Below are 23,435 nucleotides of genomic sequence, written 5' to 3'. Positions count from 1 at the left end.
TACCAGGGGTCTTGGATTTAGTGGTCAAGCATCGAAGCAGAAACAAGATTTCGAGTTCCGCGCCTGTAAGTTATAATAATTTACAGCGAGGAAGTCAAACAACTTTGCGCTTCCAGATTCAGAAGTATAAATTATGAAACCACAAATAAATTTAGCACCATCTAAATCTCCAGAAGAACTCCATAACCAGCTCCAGGAGTTGAGCGAAAAACTGGAGGAAGTAGAGGATGAAAAAAACAGCTATGAAACCTTAGTAGAAATTATTACGCAACACTCCACGGATCTGGAAAACCAGATCCGCCATAAAAACCGAGAGATGCAGACTTACATCGAGCAGGTAAAAAAGGTTATAGATGCAGCTATTGCTGTAAAAAACAATAGTTTTCAACCCGAGATATTGTCAGATGTGGCAGCGCGCAGTGATGCACTGGGAGAACTGGCACAGGTATTCTCGCATATGGTGCAAACGGTGAAAGCGCGGGAACAAGAATTAGAGAAACTTTTGCAGGCTTACGGACGTTTTGTACCCGATGAATTTCTCCAATTTCTCGGAAAGCAGAGCATGGTTGATTTCCAGCTTGGAGATCACGTGAGCAAAGAGATGGCAATTATGTTTTCAGATATGCGTTCGTTCACCACGATGGCGGAGCAAATGACTCCTCAAGAAAACTTTGACTTCATCAATAACTATTTACAGCAAATTAGTCCCGAAATTCGCAAGCACAACGGTTTTATTGTCAAGTATATTGGAGATGGAGTCATGGCAGTTTTTCCTGATGGCGTGGATGATGCTATTCAGGCAGGAATTGTGAAACTGGAGCAGTTGCACAAATACAATCAAAGCCGTAAAATAAATGGGGATATACCGCTGAAGATTGGCATTGGTATCCATGTGGGTGATACGATGGTTGGGATTATTGGTGACGCAAATCGGATGCAAGCAGATGCGATATCAGATCATGTCAATCTCACCGCTCGTCTGGAAGGTTTGACTAAGTATTATGGTGTATCTTTATTAATTTCTGGAGATGTGGTACAACGTTTGAGTCAACCCGAAAAGTATCATATCCGTTTTTTGGATCGGGCTATTGTCAAAGGTAGACAAGAAGCCATTTCTGTTTGTGAGGTGTTAGATGTTGAAGTAGAACCAGTGCGATCGCTCAAAATTCAAACTTTGCCTATATTTGAGGAGGGACTCCAAGAATATTGTCAGGGAAATTTTGCTAATGCCCTAGTTTGTTTTGAACAAATAGTAGCCATAAATCCAGAAGATAAGCCCAGTCAACTTTACCTCAAACGCATCCAATCGCTGTTAAAAAATAGTATTCCTGCTAACTGGAATGGCGTGTGGAAGTTCACCCAGAAGTGACATTAATACATCAATTGGAGGCAGAAAAATTATGACATCTGGAAGCTTAAAAACAATCACACAAATTTTTGGAGAATTCATTGAAGAATTTCCTCCTGAACACGACTCCCTAGAACTTACATTTACCCCCAGTTCTCGCCCCATCAAACAGCGCTGGCGCAACAACAGGCTTTCCGCTCATTTTGTAGCCGATTATTTGTCTAGCTTTCTACCGGTGGATGAGGAGGATGCTAGCAGCGAGAAACGGATCAAACAAAGCAAGGGAGCTGTCAGCTACGTCGCCAACGAACTCCTAGAAAATGCGATAAAATTTAATAAGGATGATATCAATTACAAAGTTAAATTTGGCATACACTTTATTGGGGAAACAGAGGTAACGGCGGTAATTTTTGCCAGTAATAGTGTCAATCCAGAAGGGGCGAATAAGTTGAAGGAGTTTATTGAAGAAATTATGGATTCCGATCCAAATGAACTTTATTTGCAGCAGCTTGAAAAAAATGCGGAGTCCGAAAGCGATACTTCGGGATTGGGCTTGCTGACGATGATTAATGACTATTCAGCTAAGATCGGTTGGAAATTCGAGCCCCGGCCAGATAGTGATACCATCATTGTTACGACTGTGGTTCAAATTAGGGTCTAGTTCCTAGCATTTCAATATTTACTCTCTTGTGCGCTCGCAATATTTTAGTCAGGAAACAAAATCACAATGGGCATTCATGAAATTAAAGGTGAAGATTACACCATTCAGTACGATCCAGAATCAGTCACTGTCACTTTCCAAGGCGAACTCAGCCTGAGCGGCCCAGCAGAGTATGCACCAATAGCCGAATTGTTAGATGAGGTCGCTAATGGCGAACCGCCTACTATTACCTTGGGCCTAAAACAATTGGAATTTGTTAACAGTTCTGGTATCAGTATGCTGTCTAAATTTGTGATTAGCGTCAGGAAAAAGAAAACGATTGAACTTGTGGTATTGGGTTCAAATGATATTCCTTGGCAACAGAAATCTCTCAGAAATTTAGAAAAGCTGTTGCCAACTTTGAAGCTCGAATTAGAGTAGGATATGTGTAAATTTTAATTACAGTTAACACAGGCGGGACGCCCGTGCCACACACAGTTAACACAGGCTGGACGCCCGTGCCACACACAGTTAACATAAATAAATTTGGATTTAGTAAATTGCTTAAGTTTGCTGGATCGGGAGTTCAATGATAAACTCGGTTCCCTTGGAAGGTTCCGACTCGCACCGGATCGATCCTCGGTGATTTTCTACTAAGATTTTGTAGACAATAGACAATCCTAAACCGGTACCTTTACCAATTTCCTTCGTGGTGAAAAACTGCTCGAACATTCGCTCTTTTATATGTGGTGCCATTCCGGTTCCTGTGTCAGCAATCCGCACTCTCACGCGATCGGGCCCAGCTAATTCTGTGGCGATCAAAATTTTTAGCGCAGCATAGGGCTGATTTTGTGATGCCTCGTCCAAAGCATCGATCGCGTTGGTAATTAGATTCATAAATACTTGATTTAGCTGTCCTGAATAACACTCTACAAGAGGCAATTTTCCATAATTTTTAACTACTTGAATGTCGCGACGGTCTATTTGAGAATTGAGACGGTTTCGCAAAATTAACACGGTGCTGTCAATGCTGTCGTGCAAATCGCACATCGTCATGTTACTGTTATCGGTTCGCGAAAAGTTGCCCATAGATTTGACAATTTCGCGAATGCGATTGGAACCCATTTGCATGGAAGAGATAACTTTAGGCAAGTCTTCAACTAGAAAACCAAGATCTATCTCTTCGATTTTAGCTGTGATTTCGGGACAGGGATTGGGATAGCATTCTTGATAGAGACACAGCAGGTTCAACAAATCTTGAGTATAAATGGCGGCATGGCTCAAGTTGCCGTAAATAAAACTAACTGGGTTATTAATTTCGTGGACGATACTAGCCATTAGCGCCCCCAGCGAAGACATTTTTTCGCTGTGGAGGAGTTGAGCTTGAGTTTGTTTTAGTTCGCATAGTGCGCGATCGAGCTGGGCTGCTTGAGCTTCCGCTTTCGAGGTAGCAGCACAACTTTCTTGATAAAGTTCAACCTGTTTAAGGTCGATTTCAAATTGTTCGATTTCGCTTTCTTGCTGGTATTGACTCACCACGGCATCAAAAGCTTCTAGCAAGTCGCCGCCCGCTGCTTCGACAATGTACAGCAGGTGGGGGTTTTCCAGCATGAGTTCGGCATCGGGAACTTGCACCAGTGCTTTTATTCGATCGATATATGCGCGCACTTGTTTGTCTAAATACAGTGGCGGCTCAAAATACATTGCCTTGAGGGCGGGTGAAGGGGGACTCACTAAGTTGACGCTGCTGCCAATATTAATTAAGTCGCGGTGCGATTTTTCCATAAGCTCGATCGCCTCTAACAAATTTCCCCGCAGTTGGGCTTTTTCTAGGTCATTCTGAGAACAAACTAACCTCATGCAAAAAAAAGCCGTTCGTTGGGAAAGCATTCGCTGACGGCCGCTGATATTAATTACCGCAGCACTAATTTTTCTGGCTGTCGTAATTTCTTCCAGATTAAAATAGTTCCTCATTGCCGCCATTGGTAATATCCCCGACTCAACTAAATGTCTGTAGCTCGTGCTGACACAAGATTTAAGAGCCATAAGAAAAAAGTGTACAAGACACTAATCAATATATTCTGTATTTCCTAATAAAGTAGTATACTAAAACACAATTATTTTCAATTGGTGGCATATCACAATTTTTATGATTCGGCTTATTGCACAGTTTTTCTTAACTATTCAAAAACTTACAAGTCAACTTCGCCATAATTTGAGCTTGAGTTTGCGGCAACCCGTGAGCAGCATTGGGAACAATTGCTAACTCTGCCCCCGGTATCTCGTTAGCGTAGGTTTCACAGTGCCATAGAGGAATTGTTTCGTCGCTATATGCTGCGATTACTAAGGTACGAATTTGCAATTTTTAAATTTCTTTTTCTACTGTATCAACTGCATCTTCCGACGGCATCCAGCTCATTTAAAATGACCTTGCTACAGGTTGAAACATTAACTCCTTGCGCCACCCTGAAATTGGCTGCAATTTCTCACTTTTTCCCGCTAAACTAGCAAAAGGTTTTGCCAACTGCAAGACCCAATCCACGGCTGGGGTTTCCCACAACAGCGGCCCCAAAGCATCGTATTGACCGCAAAAACTATCGTCCCGAATTCCCGCTGGCGCTGCTAACACTAAACTGCTAACAGAATTAGGATATTTGAGGGAATATGCAGATGCTACCCAACCGCCAAAAGAATGTCCGATGATGCAGCATGGTTCGATATGTAGTTGTTCTACAACTTGCCGGACAAAATCAACTTCTACAGCTACGTCATAGCCGATTTCTGGTTTGCTGGATTCTGCAAAACTTAACATATCTAAACTGATGCACCGAAACTGAGATTGCAATAACTCAATTAATGGCAGCCAGCAAGTCTTTTCTCCAAAGAAACCGTGCAGCATCAATAAGGGTCGGCTGCACCCGATGTCGAGGTAGGCTGCTGTTTGGGTGGTGCTATTGACAAATGTACTTAAATGTGATTTTGTCTTAGAACTGCTTGAGACTGCATGGGGATCGACTCCTGAGATGTAAGAAATATTTGTAAACCATTGTAACAAAACAGCAGTCCAAAGGTTAAACTTCATTACGGAGTACACAATTAGAAATAGACCGTGATACTCTCTATGATTATTAGAAAATACTGCAAACTCAAAGCAGGAGAACACTTTGAACTCTACTTTAAAACAGTACCCGGCTTGCTCTCTTCGCGAAGATGTCAGTGAGTACGTAGCACACCTACAGCTTCACATGACGTTACAAGCTCGCAACTTGCTCCCTACCATTACCACCGCTAAGGACAGTCGCGAACAACTGTTGCAGCAGACTCAGGCTCATTTTGAGAAACGAGTTTCTCGACAAACTCTTTAAACAAATTTTACGATCGCCCGCGGTCGATCGAACTTTCCCACATTTCAGCATCCCAGAAACCCGGTAGCCTCAAAAATACCGGGTTTCTTTTCGGCTAATTATGCAGGGGGCCCGGTTTTGGGTAATATGCGTTGGGTGTGCTTTAAATTTAATGTCTATGCGAATTCCGATTATTGCATTTTTGACTTTGGCTGCGCTGGCTGGCGGCGAATTGGGGGCGCGGGCGATCGATCCGAGTGCCGCACCGACTGAGGCGGAGTTTAGAGAGGGAACCGCAGAGGCGCAGAGGGCGCAGAGGGAGGAGGATGAGGTCATTGCTGACAACTTAACGTCAAACCCACCGTCTCTGTTGTTGGTAGCGAAGTCTAGATCCCCCCTAACCCCCCTTAATAAGGGGGAGAGAAGAAATAGTCTCAAAGTCCCCCTTCTTAAGGGGGATTTAGAGGGATCTAGACTCGACTACAAGCGACATTTATTATCGGTTTCAGTCTTAAGTTCTCATCAATCGTCGGATGAGGTGAACCCAACTGTGCGGGATTTGCCGGCATCGGATGAGCTCGCAGCTTCTCCAGAAGTACGCGCGGCGCAGCTATCCCCTAGGGAATCTCTCTCTCTCAAGTCCAGCCACAATAAAGATTTTACATCTCTGTTAAAAACTCCGGCGACGATCGCGGCCAACGCCGAAATCCCCGAAGCAGTAAACAGCAACGCCCGACAGCTAGGCGGTACTCTACAAATCAGTCAAGCGGGCAATGCTGAAGGCGTTTACGTTGCAGAGGTAAAAATTCGCTTTGTCAATTCCAGAGGCGAAGCTGTTGATAAAAAAGGGAATCCGGTTGAGGGCAGAATTTCGGAAGATTTTATCCGAGGTGAGCTCAAACTCAAGGCGGGGGATAACTACAGCCGGGAAGTTGTACGATCGGATTTGCAGCAGTTGCAGCAATTGGGATTGTTTGACAAGGTTACGGTTTCGATTGAAGAAGTTGGCACGGATGTTAATGTAATCTACAACGTTCAAGAGCGCTCGGCTCGATCTTTTAGCGTAAGTGCCAGTCTTAGTGATGATGTTGGCGTTGCGGTTCCTCTTTCCTATACCGATCGAACTTTCGGCACCAACCCGCAGCGGCTGGCGGTGGAACTTGAACCCAGCCTCCGAGGTATCCAGTACGATGTCGAGTTTGTCAGCCCTTACGTTGCCGCCGAAGACCGTTTGGGATACAGTGTGAGAGCTTTTGGCGATCGCAGAATATCGGAAATTTTCAACAAAGATATTGATTTGCCCAACGGGAACCGAGTTCGGGAAATTCGGGTGGGGGGAAATCTCCGGTTTACCAGACCTTTGGGCGATTGGCAATCGACTTTGGGGCTCAATTATACAAATATCAGTACGCGCGATCGCAACTTAAATATCGCCCGCCGCGACGAACTCGGAAATCCTCTCACATTCAGCGGCAGCGGCGTTGACGAGTTATACACTGTTTCTTTTGGTGCGGTACTCGATCGGCGGGACAATCCCTTTAACCCCACCAGAGGATCGATTCTCAGCCTCAGCACCGAGCAGTCAATACCTCTGGGGCGAGGAAACATTGTGAGTAACAGGCTGTTAGCGAATTATATACAGTATGTGCCAGTAACTTTGTTGGGCATCAGCGAGTCCGAAGCCTTGCCCGAAATGCTGGCTTTTAACTTGCAAGCGGGTACGGTAATCGGGGATTTGCCACCAACGGAAGCTTTTCGCCTCGGCGGCCGCAATTCTGTGCGGGGTTACGACGGCGGGGATATTGGCAGCGGCCGGAGTTATTTTTTGGCTTCCGGTGAATATCGGTTTCCTGTGGGTCAGGATGTGGGCGGCGTAATATTTGTTGATTTTGCGTCGGATTTGGGAACGGGAGATAGCGTACTCGGGAAACCGGCGGTAGTCAGGGACAAACCGGGGACGGGGGCGGGTGTTGGGTTGGGTGTGAGGGTGCGATCGCGCTTTGGATTAATTCGCTTAGATGTGGGTGTTAGCGACTCTGGCGACCTCAAATTTATACTCGGTACAAAACAACGATTTTAAAAGTAGTACAACAGATCGGTTAAACCACAATCTTAAACAGATTTTGCGCGACTCAATTGTCGCCAAAGCCGTTGGCAGGGTATCATCAAACCTACCGGCCTCGGCTGGCGGGGTGTCGGTAATTGCTGCTAAGGATTGGGCGAGTGGTCGATCGAAATTGAGTGAAATACAGCACATCGGTAAGGACACAACAATGTTGTATCCCTACTGTGTTGTAGGCAATTGCTATATTTATTTAGGCTCGTAAATGCTTAACGCTTTGGTTTCTTCACATCAACAGTTTTCGGCTTAGCCGCTGGAGTGCGCGGATAAAACTTAAACTTATTGAGCGCAGCACTTGCCGATTTAGCCACACCGCTATCTATATCTCGCAAAGCTTTTTGTAGCAGCGGAATCACTTTTTCAGACTTAATCATTGCTAGTGCTTCCACAGCAGCTTCACGCACCTCCGGGTGAAGATCTTGAGCTAACTTTCCCAAGGTTTCTATTGCTCGCTGACCTTCGGCTCTCAGAGCATTAGCAGCAGCCATTTTACCTAAAGCAGACGCTGCAAACTTGCGGGTTTCTTTGTCCTGACTTTGAACACATCCCATCAACTGCGGTAGGGAATAGCTTGGTGCTTGTCTGCTAATTGGAAGCTGTTGTTCGACTTCTGGTTGATGTAAATCAATTGGTTGTGGTTCCGAAAAATCTGTGTAATTTAACTCTTCTTCAACTTCTGTTTGATTTAACTCACTTGACAGTTCCTGCCAAACTTCTTCTTGTGATAAACCTTCGGCAAATTCTGTTGAATTTAACTGACTGAACTGCTGCTCCGGGACTTCTTGTTGTTGTACATTACTTTCGTACTGCTCTTGCAAAGACCTGATAGTAGCTTGCATCTGAGCTTCGTGCTCTCTCAACTGCTCGTGAGCCGCTTGCAACTGACTCTCGTATTGCTCTTGCAAAGCCTCCATATTTAACTGCATCTCAACCTCGCGGTTCTCATATTCCTCGGCAATTTGCCTCAAGCGAATTTCGTGTTCATTTTGCAAGTTTTGCAAATGTTGCTCCATCTGCGCTTGATAATTTAGATGCAATTCGTCAGCAACTCTGAGTAAATGATGTTCGTGTTCTGCTTGCAAAGATTGGATATTTTGCTGCATCCTAGCATTGTTAGCGGCTTCTAATTCCTCGCTGATTTGTCGCCGCAGCTCATGCTCGTCTATGCTGGTAAGTGGTTGGAGCTGACTGTCGCGTTCTGCCAAAACTTGTTGGAGCTGACTGTCGCGTTCTGCCCGAACTTGTTGGAGCTGATTTTCGTATTGAGCCGCAACTTGTTGGAGCTGATTTTCGTATTGGGTAGTAACTTGTCTGAGTAAATTTTCGTGTTCGATAGTAGCTTTTCTAAGCTGATTTCCCCGTTCTCCTTGCTGAGATTCGACAGCTTGTTGCACCCGAGACATCTGAGCTAATTCTATTTCCTCACTAATTCTGCGAGTTTGCTGCAAGTATTCTTGCTTTTGCTTCTTTAAGCGCTTTTCCACTAACCAGTAAGCAACTGCTACCCCTGCCAAAAAACCTACGATCGCTCCTATGATACCCACAACTGAGATCCTCCCGACAAAATAGTGATGCTGGACTTTTTACATTTAACCATAGAGCCTCCTGTAACCGCCCAGTAGCAACAGCCAGGCTGTCACTGCCAGCCAGTGAACTGCCACCGCAGGCCAGATAGAACCGCTTTGCAGGTATGCGATAGAGCACGCAACTCCCAAAATAGCCGCCAGCAGCAAAAACACTGGATTCATAAAGGTCGATCGACCAACCGGGTAAAAAGTAAGCGCGTTCAGCGGGTGGTAAACTACAAAAGTCGCCAAACTCGCGCATCCCCAAAACCACAGCATTAACCCAGAAGCCTTCTCGAACGGGTGCGGCAGCATTAACACGCGGAACAATAATTCCTCGGTGATGCCCGGACTTAACAAACAGCCAATGAGCACTCCCACAATTGTACGCCGAGAGGTTTGCACGTCTACTTTTAGAAATCCCGACCAAAAACCGACGGAAAGAGCGATCGAAGTGTAAACAAGCGCCAGCATAGCTGCAACCAGCCAATCAGTGAAATCGGGAATAGTTGAAAAAGCTAGGGTGATGCGGCGTATCAGGAATCCCGGCAGCGCCATCGCACTAAAATTTAACATAATCAAACTGATCCTTAAAATTTTCAAACAGATGTTAGCAGTAAGTTGAGCCGTTTATTATGCAAAACCAATCATTGCCGCCTGTCAGAGTCCGCGTTTTTGTTTCCGGATTAGTTCAAGGAGTAGGATACCGATATTCAACGAGGAATCAAGCAAAGTATTTTGGCCTGGGTGGCTGGGTAAGAAATCTCCCCGATGGGCGCGTCGAGGCTGTCTTTGAAGGATCTAAAAAAGCTGTAGAAGAAATGATTAGTTGGTGCCGCCGCGGCCCCACCGGTGCTACGGTTAGTGAGTTGGTTTTGGAATACGAAGACCCGGAGGGCGAGCGCACTTTTGAGATCCGCCGATAAAACAATAAACGGCATAAACTGGGGTTGAAACCGCTACTATACAAACGAAGTCTGCCTAGTCTACGGCAGGCTTCGCCCAAGCAGACTAAAGAATAAATCCGATAAAAAGCGCGAATTTGGTATTGCCAATTTATCAATGATGAGCCAGTTGACTTAAATTAGCAAACAACTGAGAAACTTTGGTCAAATCTTTATCTCCCGGCGCTATTTCTACGCCGCTAGAAAGGTCAACACCGCTGAAGTTATTGCCGATCGCCCTATCAATTGCATTTAAAATATTATCGGGTGTTAAACCGCCCGCCAGCAGCCAAGGACACTGCGGTCTAAACTCTGATAACATCATCCAGTCGATCGTTTTACCAGTACCGCCCAATTGCTGTGGATGGTAAGCATCCAGCAGTAAAGTATCGACACGAATAGCGTAAATAGCCGCCGTCTCTAAAGTTTCAGGAGTCTTAACTCTCAGGGCTTTGATAATTTCAATTCCCGGCAAAAACTCCCGCAGTCGATCGCAATATTCCGCTGTTTCATCTCCGTGTAACTGCACCCCGCTTAAATTTGACTCTGCCGCTACTTGACAGATATTTTCTATTGTGGTGTTGGCAAAAACGCCGATGCGATCGACATTTTCCGGCAACTGCTCGACAATCAGGCGAATTGTTTCTGGGCTGACATAGCGCGGGGAAGCCGGCACACAGATAAACCCCAAAGCTTGGGCTCCCAAGCGGGCGATCGCAATTCCTTGGTCTAATTTAGTGATTCCGCAAATTTTAACCCGCACTCTTCCTCCTAGGTTCCGCAGTTGTATCAAAATATCAACGAATTGTTAACTATTAAAACAAATCTTAGTTTAATGCAAACCGCTTTTTATAATCTTGGAAATCAATTTATCTGTGAAATCAGGAGATAAGAACGTGATCAACTCATCTTTGCTGTTAGCCGTACAATCTACCGCTCCCTCAACACCCGAGTGGTCGCCACTGGTAGGACTGACAATGATTTTATGTAATTTGCTGGCGATCACGATCGGCTACTACGGCATCTCCAAGCAAAACCGAGGCAAGGGCCCAGCTTTACCCGTTGCACTCCCTGGAATGTTTAAAGGCTTCGGCGTACCAGAATTGCTGGCAACAGCCAGCTTCGGCCACTTGCTCGGAGCCGGAGTAATCTTGGGCTTGGGTAACGCCGGAGTTCTGTAAAAATCAGGGGAAAGGCAAAGGCAAGGGGTAGAAAAGATATAATAGAAACTCTTTCTTGCTCTCCTTTCCCAGGAAACTTCATGCAGACAGGTTGGCGAATCGGCTCTTTATTTGGCATCCCCCTACTTATAGATTATTCGTGGTTTATAATTTTAGCCTTAGCAACCCGCGAATACGCCAGCAGTTACCGCCTGTGGGGGCCTGCGCTCTCCTGGAGTGCGGGGTTGGCAATAGCTCTACTGCTGTTTGCTTCCGTACTCTTGCACGAACTCGGACACAGCTTGGCGGCGATATCGCAAGGCATTAAAGTTAATTCTATTACCTTATTCTTATTTGGCGGGGTAGCTTCAATCGATTCGGAATCAAAAACTCCCGGTCAAGCTTTTCAAGTAGCCATTGCCGGCCCTCTAGTCAGCTTTGCGCTGTTTTTAATCCTCGGTTTGGGTTCTCAAGTTCTTCCCCCAAAAAGTTTGCTAGCAATTGTCACTGAAAGGGTAGCACTAATCAACCTCGTTTTGGGATTATTTAACTTAATTCCCGGTCTGCCTTTGGATGGAGGACAAGTTTTAAAAGCAGCAATTTGGAAAATCACCGGCTCTCGATTTACCGGCGTTCGCTGGGCGGCAAAAACAGGACAAGTTTTAGGTTGGCTGGCTGTTGCTTTGGGTCTGAGTTTATGCTTGTTAGCTCGCGAGTACGGCGGCTTGTGGATTGCGCTGATCGGCTGGTTTGGCATTCGCAATGCCACTGCTTATAGCCAAGTTACTTCTCTGCAAGAAGCCCTGCTCAAAATTAAAGCCAGCGATGCGATGAGTCGCGAGTTTCGAGTTGTAGATGCAGATTTGACTCTGCGAGAATTTGCCGATCGCTATTTGTTAGAAGTCAATCCGTTTCCCTTTTACATTGCTGCGACCAACGGCCGGGATTTGGGGTTAGTGTCGATCGACGATATCCGCTTCACAGAACGCAGTCAATGGCAAGTTCAGACTTTGCACAACATTTTGAAACCGCTGGGAAAAACCCCCACAGTCTCCGAAAAAGCATCCATTGCAGAAGTAATTAACAAGATGGAAGCCCGTCAACTTTCCCGAATCATGGTCCTCTCGCCGATTGGTTCAGTAGCGGGGACGATCGATCGGGGTGACGTGGTTAAAGTTTTGGCAAAATACCTCAAGCCCCAGATTTCAATCGCCGACATCAAGCGCAGCAAAGAAGAAAACAGCTATCCGCAGGGATTGCAGTTAAGTGCGATCGCCAAAACCGCACAGGAAAATTAAAAATTTGGCAACTTAAGATGGGGTGCATTTTTTCAAGGAGAGTTGAAAAAATAATTATCAATATGCCCAAATTTTTGCATCAATTTCATCCTAAGTTGAATGATAGAGGCTGGAGTTGGAAAAACTTAACTCCTTCCTTCCCCTTCCATGACTTGCAACCTCTTGCTATTATCTGCATTGCCGTGACAGGAACTCTACTAGGAGTGCGGCATTTAGGCTGGTTGCAGCCACTGGAATTAAATGCTTTCGACGTGATGGTGCAGTTGCGACCAGATCCGGGTCCTGACCCCAGGTTGCTGATAGTGAAAATCACAGAACAGGACATTAATGCTTTTAAGAAATGGCCAATTTCCGATGGCGTTTTAGCAAAAGCTATCGCCGAAATAGCGCGTCTTGAACCCACAGCTATTGGCATAGATATAATTCGCGACATTCCCTACGAACCGGGGAATGCAGAATTAGTAGCTCAATTGAAAAACCCCAAAGTATTTCCTATTACCTTCATCGGCAAGTCAAAGTACGATCGAGTCGCACCTCCTCCTAACATACCAGATGAGCGGATAGCATTTAACGACTTAGTAGTCGATCCCGACGGTATAGTGCGGCGCAATTTGATTTCTGTTGGCGATGGTAAACAAACGTTTTTTTCATTGTCCAGTACGCTAGCTTTTGCATATTTTGACAGCAAAAAAGTTCCATATAAAACCATAGAAAACGATGTTTTCGTGGTAGATAAAACAGTATTTTCAAAACTGCGCTCTCACTCAGGAGGTTATCAGAACATTGATGCCAAAGGTTATCAAATATTGCTCGATTACCGCTCAGGGGAAAATATAGCAGAGATCGTGACACTAACTGAAGTTTTGGAGGGCAAAGTTGACCCCAAATTGGTCACAGGTAAAATAGTCTTAATCGGGGTTACAGCCCCAACTGTAAAAGATATTTTTTCTACGCCTTACAGCGCTAGTAAAAACGGTAATATCCTGACCCCTGGGGTATTAATTCATGCAACGGCTACGAGCCAATTTCTCAGCGCAATTTTAGACGGCAAAGGGATCTTTTGGTATTGGGACGAATGGCAAGAAATACTGTGGATAGCTGTTTGGAGTGCAGTGGGCGGCTGTTTAGCTTGGCGGCTAGAAAAATCGCTGAGTTTGATGGCAAGTACGATCGCAGGTTTCGGCTCATTATTCGGATTCACCTTTTTCCTATTCACTCAACAGGGATGGATACCTTTAATTGCCCCAACCCTGGCACTTTTAATCACCGCAGGAGTCACAATCACCTATAAATACGAGCAGTCGAGGCAACAGCAAGGGATTGTGATGAAATTATTAGGACAACAAACTTCACCCGCGATCGCAAATGCCCTGTGGAAAGAGCGCGTCCATCTGCTCGAATCTGGCTTATTGCCAGGGCAAAAACTTACTGCTACCATCATACTGACCGACTTGCAAGGTTTTAGTACAATCTCCGAAAAACTACCGCCAGAAGTAGTAATGAGTTGGTTAAATGAGTATTTATCAGCAATGGCCCAAGAAGTTCAAGCACATCAAGGCGTGATTAATAAATTTACCGGCGATGGAATGCTGGCAGTATTTGGCGTACCTATTCCCCGCACCACTCCAGAAGAAATTGCCGAAGATGCTCGCCTCGCTGTATCTTGCGCTCTAGCCATCAGTTCCCGCTTGCCAGAAATGAATCAAAATTGGCTCACACGCGGTTTGCCGTCCGCAAAAATGCGAGTAGGAATCTTTACAGGGCCTGTGATGGTGGGTAGTCTGGGAGGCGCAACCCGTTTAGAATATGGAGTGATCGGCGACAGCGTAAATATTGCCTCTCGGCTCGAAAGCTGCGAAAAGGATCGGCAAGAGGACACTTGCCGCATATTGATTGCAGAAGAAACCTTGCTGCATCTGGCAGGGAAATTTGAAGTAGAATCTTGGGGAGCTTTACCGTTAAAAGGCAGGGAACAAAAAGTTAATGTCTACCGCATTTTGGGAATTAAAAAGTAATAAAAAGACAGAATCTCTTCCTGAAAAGTCCTGAAAAAAATGAAAAAAAATATTAAGTTTATCATCCACCTGACATCAATTGCAGCAGTAGTATCGATCGCCATACTTAACATTTCCCAACTTGCCGTTTTGGGACGGCCACAAATAAACACACCTGACAAGCCAGACAATACTCAATCGGGAGGGCCGCGCTTGGTTCAGCCTATTGAAGATATGTTACCGGGCGATCTAGGGGGAGTGACGCGCACAGCAAGTAAATGCGTGAAGGGTGAGATAGAGTTTACAGCCTTGATACCAGAAAATAAAATCGGACGGACTGTTTCGGAATATCCTGTATTCTTTTTCTACTTGCCTCAAACAGAGGCAGAATTAGCCGAATTTGTTCTGAAAGATGAAAACGGGAAGCAGATTTATCAAACAACCCTAAAAACTAACAATTCATCAGGGGTAATCGGTTTTAGTCTCCCCGCCGATAAAAATGTGTCCCCCTTGCAAGTAGGCAAAAATTACCGTTGGTCTGTTGCATTGATTTGTGACGCTCAAGACAGATCCGCAGATATGTTGGAAGAAAGTATTGTGCGCCGAGTTGAACTCAGTGCAGATATCCGCAGTCAATTAGAGAAGGCGGATGCGCGCCAGAAAACCTTTATTTATGCTAAGAATGGGATTTGGCAAGAGGCTCTCAGCAATCTAGCTGCCGCTCGTGGCGCTAATCCTAATGATGCAGAATTAACGGCTGATTGGGAAAGCTTGCTGGATTCAGTGAAATTGGGCCAAATTTCCAAAGAGCCGATCGTTCAAATTGATCCCCCCTCGCAGCCATAGTTTATTGCATAGCAGGGGGTGGCCAGACACCAGCTTTGATGGACGAAAAAATTTCCTTGTCGCCCGCAGATTCGCTCAAAAACCCGGTTTCTAGGGGTCGGAGTTCGCAAGTCCTGTATGGCCAGCCTTTCCTCTTCTGAAAGAGGCTACACTTTCAAATCAATTTCAAAACTTAGAATATAAAGCGAGGGGCGACAGCGTAAATATTGCCTCTCGCCTGGAAAGTTGCCAACAGGAGCGACAAGAGGAAACTTGCCAGATATTAATTGCAGAAGAAACTTTACTGCATCTGGCAGGGAAAGTTGAAGTAGAATCTGGGGGAGCTTTACTTTTAAAAGGCAGGTAACAAAAAGTTAATGTTTACGGCATTTTGGGAATGAAAAAAAGGTAAATAAACAGCATCTATCCCTAAACATTCATGAAGCCAATAAAAAAAACTACTAAGTTTATCATCCACCTGACATCAATGGCAGCGGTAGTATGGATCGCCACACTCAACATTTCCCAACTTGCCGTTTTGGGACGGCCACAAATAAACACACCTGACAAGCCAGAGGATACTCAACCGGCAGGGCCGCGCTTCGGTGATCAACCCCCGCAAATAAACCCACCGAGCAGTCCACCCAACGCTCAACCGGCAGGGCCGCGCTTCGTTGAGCCCGAAGATATCGCGCCGTCTACTAGACAGGGAGGTACACACAGAGGATTAGTGGGGAATGGCTGTGGGAGCAGTAGTCAGCTAAGTTTCACAGTCTTAGTGCCTACAAATAAGATGGGACGAACTGTTTCGGACTATCCAACCTTCTTTTTCTACTTGCCTCAAACAGATGCGAAGTTAGCCGAATTTATCATAGAAGATGAAAGCAGCGGCGAGATTATTTATGAACAGGATGTCACAATTACCAATTTATCAGGGGTAATCAGTGTTACTATCCCCGCAAATAAAAATGTGTCGCCCTTGCAAGTAGGCAAAAATTACCGTTGGTCTGTTGCATTGATTTGCGACAGTCTAGACCCATCCGTAGATTTGTTGGAAACAGGTATTGTGCGTCGAGTTGAACTCAGTCCAGATATCCGCAGTCAATTAGAGAAGGCCGATCCGCGGCAGAAAACCGTTATTTATGCTAAGAATGGAATTTGGCTAGATGCCCTCAGCAATCTAGCAGCCGCTCGTCGCGCTAATCCTAATGATGCAGAATTAACGGCTGATTGGGAAAGCTTGCTGGATTCAGTGAAATTGGGCCACATTGCCAAAGAGCCGATCGTTGAAATTGAGCAGCAGCCATAGATGAGTTTTCCGATTTTAGATTGGCGATTTTAGCGAGATACCCGACTTTTTCAAGAAGTTAGGTATCTAGTATCTAATATATTTTCCTTCTTCCTTTTTGCTTCAACATCTGCTATATCCTGCCATTCCCGATCCGAAAGTGCCTGAACTTTCAAATCAATTGAAAAACACCGACAAGCCGCCGCACTCAAAACATCAATTACAGTGGCAATCAAATTATCTCCCCCTTCAGATAGAGGTAATTGCACACGAATTAATTCCTCCCCAAAAACTTGAGAAAATAATTTAACATCCGGCTGCAAACGCATCGAACCGTGCTGCAAAATACCATCACCCCGTCGCAATTGCGCGCTACCAATTAACTTGCAGCCATCAAGTGTAACTAAATCTGCACCCGTCGCAGTACCAAAACAATTCGGATTGTGAATATAACCCCTTCCTGCTTCCCCGTACTGCAAATCCAAACCCATCGCCCTCCAACCCTCAATCAAAAACTCGCAAATAGTCTGATAAGCTTTCATACGGCTGCTTCCAAATCCCGACGCCACAACTGCATAAGTTAAATCCCCTTGGTGCAGCACGGCGCGCCCGCCGCTGGGCCTCCTCACCAACTCTACAGGCATTCCCTGCCAAGACAACTGCTGCCAAAACTCCGGCCACCTGCGCTGGTGGTAGCCCAAGGAAATCACCGGCGGTTGCCAAGTGTAAAATCGCAGAGTTGGCGGATTTTTGCCCGCTAGATGCTGTTCCAGCAGCCATTCGTCGATCGCCATCTGCACGCTACCAGACGCCGACAACAGTGGAATTAAACGCCATACAGAATTAGCCATCAGTCCCCAGTCCTGAGTTTGCACTCAATAATTCGCAGAATGTTTTAAAATTAGTAACAGTTTTTTGGGCCTGTCTTCTCAGTTGATGCAAGTTTCACGCCCGTCGGTGCTTTAGAAATAAATAGAAAAAATAATCGCAGAACCATGAGCAACAGTGTAATTGTCATTAACGACGAAAAATTTGAAACAGAAGTCCTGAAAGCTGAGCAACCAGTGCTTGCCTATTTTTGGGCTAGTTGGTGCGGGCCTTGTAAACTGATCGCGCCTTCGGTAGACTGGGTGGCGGCCAACTACAGCGATCGCCTGAAAGTCGTTAAAATGGAAATTGACCCCAATCCTAATACTGTCAAGCAGTATAAAGTAGAAGGAGTCCCAGCTCTCAGGCTGTTTAAAAATGCCGAAGTAGTGCTTTCTCACGAGGGAGCTATTACTAAACAAACTTTGGTCGGTTTGCTCGACGCTCACTTATAAAGTTTGGATACGATCCGGGAGTTTCAAACTCCCAACTTACAATTATAGCAATCGCAAATATTTTTTTTAACATCTCTCTTTGCTCCTCAATGTTCCTTTCTGACTCTGCGCTCTCTGCGCTCTCTGCGGTTAGTAAAAAAACTTTTACAAAGCCAATAAAAATGCAAGATAAAAATAAATAATTATTTACCCAATATACAAAGATTCATTAAAATCTCCCAAAATTAGAGAAAATATGCAATTTGCTAAACGTTTAGAGCCACTGCAATTTAATGTATTTGCCGATATGGATCGGGCAAAAGCTCAAGCTAGAGCAGCGGGGCAAAATGTGATTGACTTGTCTCTGGGTTCTTCGGATTTGCCGACGGCTGCTCACATTACAGATGCGATCGCACATTCTCTTTCCGACACCAGCACTCACGGCTATTTGCTATTTAACGGCACAAGAGATTTTCGGGAAGCAGCAGCTATTTGGTACGAACAAAAATTTGGGATTGCAGTCAATCCAGAAACAGAAGTGCTGCCGTTAATTGGTTCCCAAGAAGGCACGGCGCATATGCCTTTAGCTGTACTCAACCCTGGAGATTTTGCTTTGTTGCTCGATCCGGGATATCCTTCCCACGCGGGCGGTGTGCATTTGGCCGGCGGTCAAATTTATCCGATGCCGATATTAGCAGAAAATTCGTTTTTGCCGATATTTGAAGATATTCCGACAGCAGTGCTGGCTCAGTCGAAGATGATGGTTTTGAGCTATCCTCACAATCCTACAACTGCGATCGCCCCGGTAGCTTTTTTTGAGAAAGCTGTGGCTTTTTGTCGGGAACATCAACTTGTTTTAGTTCACGATTTCCCTTATGTGGATTTGGTGTTTGACGATCGCAATTCTCTCATACAGGCAGAGTCTGGTAATGAGGAAGAATATCGAAAATTGATGGCGCCGTCAATATTTCAGGCCGATCGAGATAAGAGTGTGGCGATCGAGTTTTTTACACTATCCAAATCCTACAGTATGGGAGGTTTTCGGGTCGGATATGCGATCGGCAATTCCGAACTAATTGCAGCGCTGCGCCAGGTAAAAGCCGCAGTGGACTTCAACCAATACCGAGGGATTTTGAACGGAGCGATCTCCGCATTAACAGGCCCCCAAGATACCGTCAGAAGCAGCGTAGAAACCTTCAGAAAACGGCGGGATGCCTTTGTAAACGCGCTACAGGGCATCGGCTGGCAAGTACCCGTACCCCCCGCCACCATGTACGTCTGGGCGAAACTACCGGAACCTTGGGCCCAAGATTCCGTAAAATTTTGCACTCAGTTAGTACAGAGTACAGGAGTCGCAGCTTCCCCCGGTGCCGGTTTCGGGAAATCAGGAGAAGGCTACGTGCGATTTGCCTTAGTTGAGTCGCCAGCAATTTTGGAAACAGCAGTTAGAAAAATTGCTGAGTTTCTAAATTGAGCGATGCAATCTGTGTCAACTTAACCTCAAACACCCTAGTGATACTTAAGCCCACCCGACTTGAGCTTTGAGGCAGGGGTTAAAACCCCTGCCGCACTGGGGGTTTTGACATTTTTGGACATAGGATGAAGGACACGGCGTCTAAGTGCTTACCCGTAGCTCAAGATGGATGCAATTGCTAAAATAGTGTGATTTCTACCTAAAGGAATAGATATTTGCACGCAGTATCTGTCACAATCTTTTTTAAGAAATGTTAACGTGAGACATCTTGGGAATTACCAGTTCCGCTCACCCACTCTAAAAATCCTTGAAGTGAATTCTGTCGGGGTAGCGATTGTTCCGTAGCGGCTAGCGCACACCCGAAAAAGACCACACTCCCCAAAATTGCAATCAGCGGAAAAGGCTTACCCAGCCCAAAATCCCGCTGAAGGCGAGCTAACGGTCTGCTCTCGCGCCTGAGCATCTTTCCCACCGTCAGTTGTTTAAGACTAAAAGGATCGCGCACAAAATGACCGCTCCAGCTAATTACCATATGAGAATGGCAGTGGGGACAAGTGAATAGTCCACTGACCATCCCGACGGGGCCTACGACGCTAGAACGGTTGCAGATCGGGCAAGTGACAGAATGAGTGTTATAGGTGGGAGCGTTCATAACTGTTTTTCTTGATTAAAAAAAACTAACAAGTAATTGGGAGCCTGTGTTAACGCTTAAGGTATAGACCTTGAGAGGCACTTTTCCTTAATTCCTAGTTTACCGCTCCGATCGGGTCGATCGGAACTCACTGCTTGGGAAAACTTTCAAAATGCCAACCCCCCAACGAGTGCAAGTCTGGAGCACAGGTGAGATTATATTGCAAGGGAGTTACGGTTATTCTGTTGTCGCGAATAGCTTGTACGTCTGTAGGAATATCATGCGGCACCGCCGAATCAGCGATTTCTTCTACATCTTCTAACAATTCCCCAGCTAGCCAATAATAAGTTTTGCCGCGCGGATCTGTGCGCTTTTGAAATATGTCGAAATAGCGGCGAATGCCTTGACGGGCGATCGCAACTCCGGTAATTTCTGCTTGTGTGACTGCTGGTATGTTGACATTCAACAGCATCGGTTTCGCCATTGGCTGTTTTTCCAACTGTGCCAGCAAGGTGACAGCGAAATCCACCGCCGGCCCAAATTCCTGCGAAGTAAAGCTGGCGAGGCTGAAAGCAATGCTGGGAATTCCTTCCATAATTCCTTCCATTGCTGCCGAAACCGTACCCGAACAGATGATATCGGTGCCTAAATTGGGCCCGTGGTTGATACCGGAAAGAACAAAATCCGGCTGTTTGTCAAGTAAAGCCCACAAAGCAAGTTTCACGCAGTCGGCGGGAGTACCCGAACAAGCCCAAGCTTGGACAGCAGGCTCAAAAATAGATTCGACAATTTCGGCGCGGATGGGTTGGTGCAAGGTAAGGCCGTGGCCGGTAGCGGAGCGCTCTCTGTCGGGACAAACTACGCTCACGTCGTGGCCAGCGGCGGCGAGAGCGTTGGCGAGGCTGCGGATGCCTTGTGCAAAGATGCCGTCGTCGTTGCTAATTAAAAGTTTCATTGAAATTTTTAGAGGCCTTATAACAATACTAAACTAGATTCAACTAGGGCGATCGCTCTAACATCGAATTACCTATTACAAATTATCCGTAACTGCCGAAAATCTAAAATCTAAAATCTAAAATCTAAAATCAACAAGACTGTAGAGCCAAAATTGCGCTAAACTCAACTTGGCCCAAAACTGCCATCAATCTAAAATCTAAAATCTAAAATCTAAAATCAAAATGACTGTCCAGCTAAGCGACATTGAAACTCAACTAGAAATTCTCGGTCAAGAGTCCAAAAGTGCGATCGCCACTGCCAATACCCTCGAACAACTCGAACAGTTGCGCGTCGGCTACCTCGGCAAAAAAGGGCAACTATCTCAAATTTTAGGCATGATGGGCAAACTGTCGCCAGACCAGCGGCCCAAAGTAGGTGCGATCGCCAATACAGTCAAAGAAGCCCTGCAAGCCGATTTAGAAGACAAGCGCGCCGCCCTCCAAACCGCCCAAATCCAAGCCAAATTAGCCTCAGAAACCATCGATGTCACCATGCCGGGGATTTTTCGCCCCCAAGGCCGCGTTCACCCCTTAAACGCCGTCATAGACCGCGCTCTCGATATCTTTGTTGGCCTCGGATACACCGTCGCCAACGGTCCGGAAATGGAAACAGATTATTACAACTTCGAGGCGCTCAACACACCGCCAGACCACCCAGCGCGGGATATGCAAGATACATTTTACCTACCAGGCGGCGAGTTGCTGCGGACTCAGACATCATCGGTGCAAATTCGCTACATGGAACAGCACAAACCGCCGATTCGGATTGTCTCTCCCGGCCGCGTTTACCGCCGCGATACTGTTGATGCTACTCACGCAGCAGTTTTCCACCAAATTGAACTTTTAGCCATTGATGAAGGTCTGACATTTACTGACTTGAAAGGCACAATTAAAGAGTTTTTGCGGCAAATGTTCGGGCAAGATTTGCCGATTCGTTTCCGAACGAGTTACTTTCCGTTTACCGAACCTTCTGCTGAAGTTGATTTGCAGTGGAACGGCAAATGGTTGGAAGTTTTGGGCTGCGGAACGGTCGATCCCAATGTTCTTAAAGGAGTCGGTTTAGACCCAGAAAAATATACTGGGTTTGCGGCCGGTTTTGGAGTCGAGCGGTTCGCAATGGTACTTTATGAAATCGACGATATTCGCCGGGTTTATGCTAGCGACTTGCGCTTTTTGCGGCAATTTTAAAGCATGGTTTGGGGTCGGTTCTACAAACCCTCTAGAGATTTTGCTTAAGCTATAGCAGTTCTCAATAAAGTGAGGTATGCCCTATTCCCTAGATTCGAGAGCACCTTATGTTACTGAGAAAGGCTATACATCAATTTTTCAGTTTCAAGTAAGCAGACAAGAGCGACAAAACCATAAGATATGGTGGGCGGGTGAGTGCAAGTAGCTCTTGCTATCAGACTTTTTTCAGGTCAAAACCCGCCCCCTCACATCAGTTTATTCATGCCCGCTTACTTAAGTAGACAAGGGCTTTGCACTTACCTACTTATTTATTTTCTAATTGCTAAAAACATCCTTGATGCTGTCAACAGCGCGCTCTACAGCATTCTTGGTATTATCTACTGCTTCCTGAGTCCGAGCTGAATCTTCCGATGCTCTTTTCTCAATTGTGGCGGCGTCTTTCTTAGCTTTGCGCTCTACTACACTACCATCATCCGATGCTCGATCGACTTTAGCAGCATTTGTCTTGGCAGTTTCCTTAACTTTATCTTCTGTATCTCGGATGAAGTTCTTGGCTCGTCCAGCATCTTTACTGGCTTTTTCTTGAACCGCATCGCCCGCATCTGCTGCTGCGATCGAGTTTGCAGCAGGAGAGGCCATTGCTGCGGTGTTAGAGAAGAACGCACCACACCACACGAAAGCCATCGCTGACACGCAAAGCACAGTTGCAGCCATCAAGCGCCCTAAAGTCGAAAGCCGTTTCGTAAAATAATTCAGTTTCATAGAATACAAAGCAAGATATGACATTCTATTTTTACTCGATCGGAGCGCTCGGACGAACCGTTCTCTAGATAGAGGTTATCCACCGACGAGCGGTTAAAAAAGTTCCCTCTTTTGATAGATTCAAGCAAGGAATGTCAGTCCATTTTAGATTTTAGATTTTAGATTTTAGATTTTAGAGTTGACTCCCCAGCCGCCATTTGGCAGCTTGAACTTTGGTGAGTCGATTAAAGATTAAACAATTGACTCCACAGCCGATCGCCGATCCACGCGCTTAAGTAGGTAGGCAGGAAAAATTATCTTTATGCAACTAAACATTAACTACCGTGATTAAATTTAAATTTAACACGTTGTGTACTGTCAGTAAGTAGGTGCACCTAAACTTTGGGATCTCACAGACTGTAAAACTCTCATAAATCGGGCGATTGCTTTCATAAAATATCGCTTCTCAGGAACGTTTCACAGAGTGACGATCACTTTGGAGGTAGGGTCGAGAGAAGATGTTACCACCTTCTCCCTCCCATTCGGAACCGTGCTTGCCAGTTTCCCGGCACACGGC

24 protein-coding genes are annotated in these 23,435 nt (G+C 45.7%); 14 read left to right on the top strand and 10 right to left on the bottom strand.

Going from position 1 to position 23,435, the window contains the following annotated elements:
• The first annotated feature begins 133 nt into the window (after positions 1–133).
• The 3 genes from QUA27_RS22000 to QUA27_RS21990 all read left to right on the top strand — a co-directional run bounded on the left by QUA27_RS22000 (position 134) and on the right by QUA27_RS21990 (position 2,429).
• On the top strand, positions 134–1,369 hold the full coding sequence (locus QUA27_RS22000) for an adenylate/guanylate cyclase domain-containing protein (protein ID WP_333070495.1): 1,236 nt from the start codon (positions 134–136) through the stop codon (positions 1,367–1,369).
• Between the two features lie 31 nt (positions 1,370–1,400).
• A complete protein-coding gene (locus tag QUA27_RS21995; RefSeq protein ID WP_333070493.1) occupies positions 1,401–2,009 on the top strand; it encodes a slr1658 family protein in 609 nt (202 codons plus the stop codon).
• 66 nt (positions 2,010–2,075) lie between these two features.
• On the top strand, positions 2,076–2,429 hold the full coding sequence (locus QUA27_RS21990) for a slr1659 superfamily regulator (protein ID WP_333070491.1): 354 nt from the start codon (positions 2,076–2,078) through the stop codon (positions 2,427–2,429).
• 123 nt (positions 2,430–2,552) lie between these two features.
• Here QUA27_RS21990 and QUA27_RS21985 read toward each other — a convergent pair whose 3' ends face one another.
• The 3 genes from QUA27_RS21985 to QUA27_RS21975 form a co-directional block, all read right to left on the bottom strand.
• A complete protein-coding gene (locus QUA27_RS21985) occupies positions 2,553–4,034 on the bottom strand; it encodes an ATP-binding protein (protein WP_333070490.1) in 1,482 nt (493 codons plus the stop codon).
• Between the two features lie 130 nt (positions 4,035–4,164).
• Positions 4,165–4,350: an alpha/beta fold hydrolase gene (locus tag QUA27_RS21980; RefSeq protein ID WP_333070488.1), complete on the bottom strand. Its 186-nt coding sequence runs from the start codon at positions 4,348–4,350 to the stop codon at positions 4,165–4,167.
• Positions 4,351–4,407: 57 nt separating this feature from the next.
• Positions 4,408–5,070, bottom strand: a complete 663-nt coding sequence (locus QUA27_RS21975; RefSeq protein ID WP_333070485.1) for an alpha/beta fold hydrolase — start codon at positions 5,068–5,070, stop codon at positions 4,408–4,410.
• Between the two features lie 82 nt (positions 5,071–5,152).
• Here QUA27_RS21975 and QUA27_RS21970 point away from each other — a divergent pair, with 82 nt between their 5' ends.
• Positions 5,153–5,353 carry a hypothetical protein gene (locus tag QUA27_RS21970; RefSeq protein WP_242720238.1) on the top strand — a complete coding sequence of 67 codons (201 nt, stop codon included), beginning with the start codon at positions 5,153–5,155 and terminating at the stop codon, positions 5,351–5,353.
• Positions 5,354–5,504: 151 nt separating this feature from the next.
• Positions 5,505–7,412 (top strand): BamA/TamA family outer membrane protein, encoded by a 1,908-nt coding sequence (locus tag QUA27_RS21965; RefSeq protein ID WP_333070484.1) that lies wholly within the window; start codon positions 5,505–5,507, stop codon positions 7,410–7,412.
• Between the two features lie 251 nt (positions 7,413–7,663).
• Here the strand turns inward: QUA27_RS21965 and QUA27_RS21960 are convergent, their stop codons facing one another.
• Both QUA27_RS21960 and QUA27_RS21955 read right to left on the bottom strand, forming a co-directional pair.
• Positions 7,664–8,998 carry a HEAT repeat domain-containing protein gene (locus QUA27_RS21960; RefSeq protein ID WP_333070482.1) on the bottom strand — a complete coding sequence of 445 codons (1,335 nt, stop codon included), beginning with the start codon at positions 8,996–8,998 and terminating at the stop codon, positions 7,664–7,666.
• Between the two features lie 45 nt (positions 8,999–9,043).
• Positions 9,044–9,595, bottom strand: coding sequence for a CPBP family glutamic-type intramembrane protease (locus QUA27_RS21955; RefSeq protein WP_333070481.1), 552 nt, complete (start codon positions 9,593–9,595; stop codon positions 9,044–9,046).
• Between the two features lie 59 nt (positions 9,596–9,654).
• On the opposite strand from QUA27_RS21955, the gene QUA27_RS21950 reads away from it, so the two are divergent.
• Positions 9,655–9,945, top strand: coding sequence for an acylphosphatase (locus QUA27_RS21950; protein WP_333070478.1), 291 nt, complete (start codon positions 9,655–9,657; stop codon positions 9,943–9,945).
• Between the two features lie 133 nt (positions 9,946–10,078).
• Here QUA27_RS21950 and QUA27_RS21945 read toward each other — a convergent pair whose 3' ends face one another.
• Positions 10,079–10,726 carry a phosphoribosylanthranilate isomerase gene (locus QUA27_RS21945; RefSeq protein ID WP_333070477.1) on the bottom strand — a complete coding sequence of 216 codons (648 nt, stop codon included), beginning with the start codon at positions 10,724–10,726 and terminating at the stop codon, positions 10,079–10,081.
• Between the two features lie 133 nt (positions 10,727–10,859).
• On the opposite strand from QUA27_RS21945, the gene psaK reads away from it, so the two are divergent.
• The 5 genes from psaK to QUA27_RS21920 all read left to right on the top strand — a co-directional run bounded on the left by psaK (position 10,860) and on the right by QUA27_RS21920 (position 16,549).
• The gene (gene psaK / locus QUA27_RS21940; protein WP_333070476.1) at positions 10,860–11,144 is read left to right on the top strand and encodes a photosystem I reaction center subunit PsaK; all 285 of its coding nucleotides are present in this window, start codon (positions 10,860–10,862) and stop codon (positions 11,142–11,144) included.
• An 80-nt stretch (positions 11,145–11,224) separates the two neighbouring features.
• Positions 11,225–12,421 carry a site-2 protease family protein gene (locus tag QUA27_RS21935; RefSeq protein ID WP_333070474.1) on the top strand — a complete coding sequence of 399 codons (1,197 nt, stop codon included), beginning with the start codon at positions 11,225–11,227 and terminating at the stop codon, positions 12,419–12,421.
• Positions 12,422–12,483: 62 nt separating this feature from the next.
• Positions 12,484–14,436, top strand: coding sequence for a CHASE2 domain-containing protein (locus tag QUA27_RS21930; protein ID WP_333070472.1), 1,953 nt, complete (start codon positions 12,484–12,486; stop codon positions 14,434–14,436).
• 39 nt (positions 14,437–14,475) lie between these two features.
• Complete coding sequence (locus tag QUA27_RS21925) at positions 14,476–15,261, top strand: DUF928 domain-containing protein (protein ID WP_333070469.1); 786 nt, start codon at positions 14,476–14,478, stop codon at positions 15,259–15,261.
• A 418-nt stretch (positions 15,262–15,679) separates the two neighbouring features.
• A complete protein-coding gene (locus QUA27_RS21920) occupies positions 15,680–16,549 on the top strand; it encodes a DUF928 domain-containing protein (RefSeq protein ID WP_333070468.1) in 870 nt (289 codons plus the stop codon).
• 50 nt (positions 16,550–16,599) lie between these two features.
• Here QUA27_RS21920 and QUA27_RS21915 read toward each other — a convergent pair whose 3' ends face one another.
• Positions 16,600–17,379: a lipoate--protein ligase family protein gene (locus tag QUA27_RS21915; protein WP_333070465.1), complete on the bottom strand. Its 780-nt coding sequence runs from the start codon at positions 17,377–17,379 to the stop codon at positions 16,600–16,602.
• Between the two features lie 144 nt (positions 17,380–17,523).
• Between QUA27_RS21915 and QUA27_RS21910 the strand changes: the two genes are divergently transcribed.
• Entirely contained in the window at positions 17,524–17,850 is a 327-nt protein-coding gene (locus QUA27_RS21910) for a thioredoxin family protein (protein WP_015177073.1), read from the top strand.
• 235 nt (positions 17,851–18,085) lie between these two features.
• Positions 18,086–19,303, top strand: coding sequence for an LL-diaminopimelate aminotransferase (locus QUA27_RS21905; RefSeq protein WP_333070464.1), 1,218 nt, complete (start codon positions 18,086–18,088; stop codon positions 19,301–19,303).
• 253 nt (positions 19,304–19,556) lie between these two features.
• Here the strand turns inward: QUA27_RS21905 and QUA27_RS21900 are convergent, their stop codons facing one another.
• Together QUA27_RS21900 and surE are read right to left on the bottom strand one after the other, a co-directional pair.
• The gene (locus QUA27_RS21900; RefSeq protein WP_333070462.1) at positions 19,557–19,955 is read right to left on the bottom strand and encodes a hypothetical protein; all 399 of its coding nucleotides are present in this window, start codon (positions 19,953–19,955) and stop codon (positions 19,557–19,559) included.
• Between the two features lie 127 nt (positions 19,956–20,082).
• On the bottom strand, positions 20,083–20,889 hold the full coding sequence (gene surE / locus QUA27_RS21895) for a 5'/3'-nucleotidase SurE (RefSeq protein WP_333070460.1): 807 nt from the start codon (positions 20,887–20,889) through the stop codon (positions 20,083–20,085).
• A 223-nt stretch (positions 20,890–21,112) separates the two neighbouring features.
• On the opposite strand from surE, the gene pheS reads away from it, so the two are divergent.
• Positions 21,113–22,117: a phenylalanine--tRNA ligase subunit alpha gene (gene pheS, locus QUA27_RS21890; RefSeq protein ID WP_333070459.1), complete on the top strand. Its 1,005-nt coding sequence runs from the start codon at positions 21,113–21,115 to the stop codon at positions 22,115–22,117.
• A 315-nt stretch (positions 22,118–22,432) separates the two neighbouring features.
• Here pheS and QUA27_RS21885 read toward each other — a convergent pair whose 3' ends face one another.
• The gene (locus tag QUA27_RS21885; protein ID WP_333070457.1) at positions 22,433–22,879 is read right to left on the bottom strand and encodes a hypothetical protein; all 447 of its coding nucleotides are present in this window, start codon (positions 22,877–22,879) and stop codon (positions 22,433–22,435) included.
• Positions 22,880–23,435: the final 556 nt, after the last annotated feature.

Origin of the sequence: Microcoleus harperi Pol14_C6, assembly GCF_036701295.1 — a bacterium.
Lineage (GTDB): Bacteria > Cyanobacteriota > Cyanobacteriia > Cyanobacteriales > Microcoleaceae > Microcoleus.
Note: the sequence above shows the minus strand (reverse complement) of the source record. Positions and strands in the feature narration are given on the sequence as shown.

Coding starts and splice junctions, on each gene's coding strand:
- QUA27_RS22000 (WP_333070495.1), top strand. CDS start 134: ATGAAACCACAAATAAATTTAGCACCATCTAAATCTCCAGAAGAACTC.
- QUA27_RS21995 (WP_333070493.1), top strand. CDS start 1,401: ATGACATCTGGAAGCTTAAAAACAATCACACAAATTTTTGGAGAATTC.
- QUA27_RS21990 (WP_333070491.1), top strand. CDS start 2,076: ATGGGCATTCATGAAATTAAAGGTGAAGATTACACCATTCAGTACGAT.
- QUA27_RS21985 (WP_333070490.1), bottom strand. CDS start 4,034: ATGGCTCTTAAATCTTGTGTCAGCACGAGCTACAGACATTTAGTTGAG.
- QUA27_RS21975 (WP_333070485.1), bottom strand. CDS start 5,070: ATGAAGTTTAACCTTTGGACTGCTGTTTTGTTACAATGGTTTACAAAT.
- QUA27_RS21965 (WP_333070484.1), top strand. CDS start 5,505: ATGTCTATGCGAATTCCGATTATTGCATTTTTGACTTTGGCTGCGCTG.
- QUA27_RS21955 (WP_333070481.1), bottom strand. CDS start 9,595: ATGTTAAATTTTAGTGCGATGGCGCTGCCGGGATTCCTGATACGCCGC.
- QUA27_RS21950 (WP_333070478.1), top strand. CDS start 9,655: ATGCAAAACCAATCATTGCCGCCTGTCAGAGTCCGCGTTTTTGTTTCC.
- QUA27_RS21935 (WP_333070474.1), top strand. CDS start 11,225: ATGCAGACAGGTTGGCGAATCGGCTCTTTATTTGGCATCCCCCTACTT.
- QUA27_RS21930 (WP_333070472.1), top strand. CDS start 12,484: ATGCCCAAATTTTTGCATCAATTTCATCCTAAGTTGAATGATAGAGGC.
- QUA27_RS21925 (WP_333070469.1), top strand. CDS start 14,476: ATGAAAAAAAATATTAAGTTTATCATCCACCTGACATCAATTGCAGCA.
- QUA27_RS21920 (WP_333070468.1), top strand. CDS start 15,680: ATGAAGCCAATAAAAAAAACTACTAAGTTTATCATCCACCTGACATCA.
- QUA27_RS21915 (WP_333070465.1), bottom strand. CDS start 17,379: ATGGCTAATTCTGTATGGCGTTTAATTCCACTGTTGTCGGCGTCTGGT.
- QUA27_RS21910 (WP_015177073.1), top strand. CDS start 17,524: ATGAGCAACAGTGTAATTGTCATTAACGACGAAAAATTTGAAACAGAA.
- QUA27_RS21905 (WP_333070464.1), top strand. CDS start 18,086: ATGCAATTTGCTAAACGTTTAGAGCCACTGCAATTTAATGTATTTGCC.
- QUA27_RS21900 (WP_333070462.1), bottom strand. CDS start 19,955: ATGAACGCTCCCACCTATAACACTCATTCTGTCACTTGCCCGATCTGC.
- surE (WP_333070460.1), bottom strand. CDS start 20,889: ATGAAACTTTTAATTAGCAACGACGACGGCATCTTTGCACAAGGCATC.
- pheS (WP_333070459.1), top strand. CDS start 21,113: ATGACTGTCCAGCTAAGCGACATTGAAACTCAACTAGAAATTCTCGGT.
- QUA27_RS21885 (WP_333070457.1), bottom strand. CDS start 22,879: ATGAAACTGAATTATTTTACGAAACGGCTTTCGACTTTAGGGCGCTTG.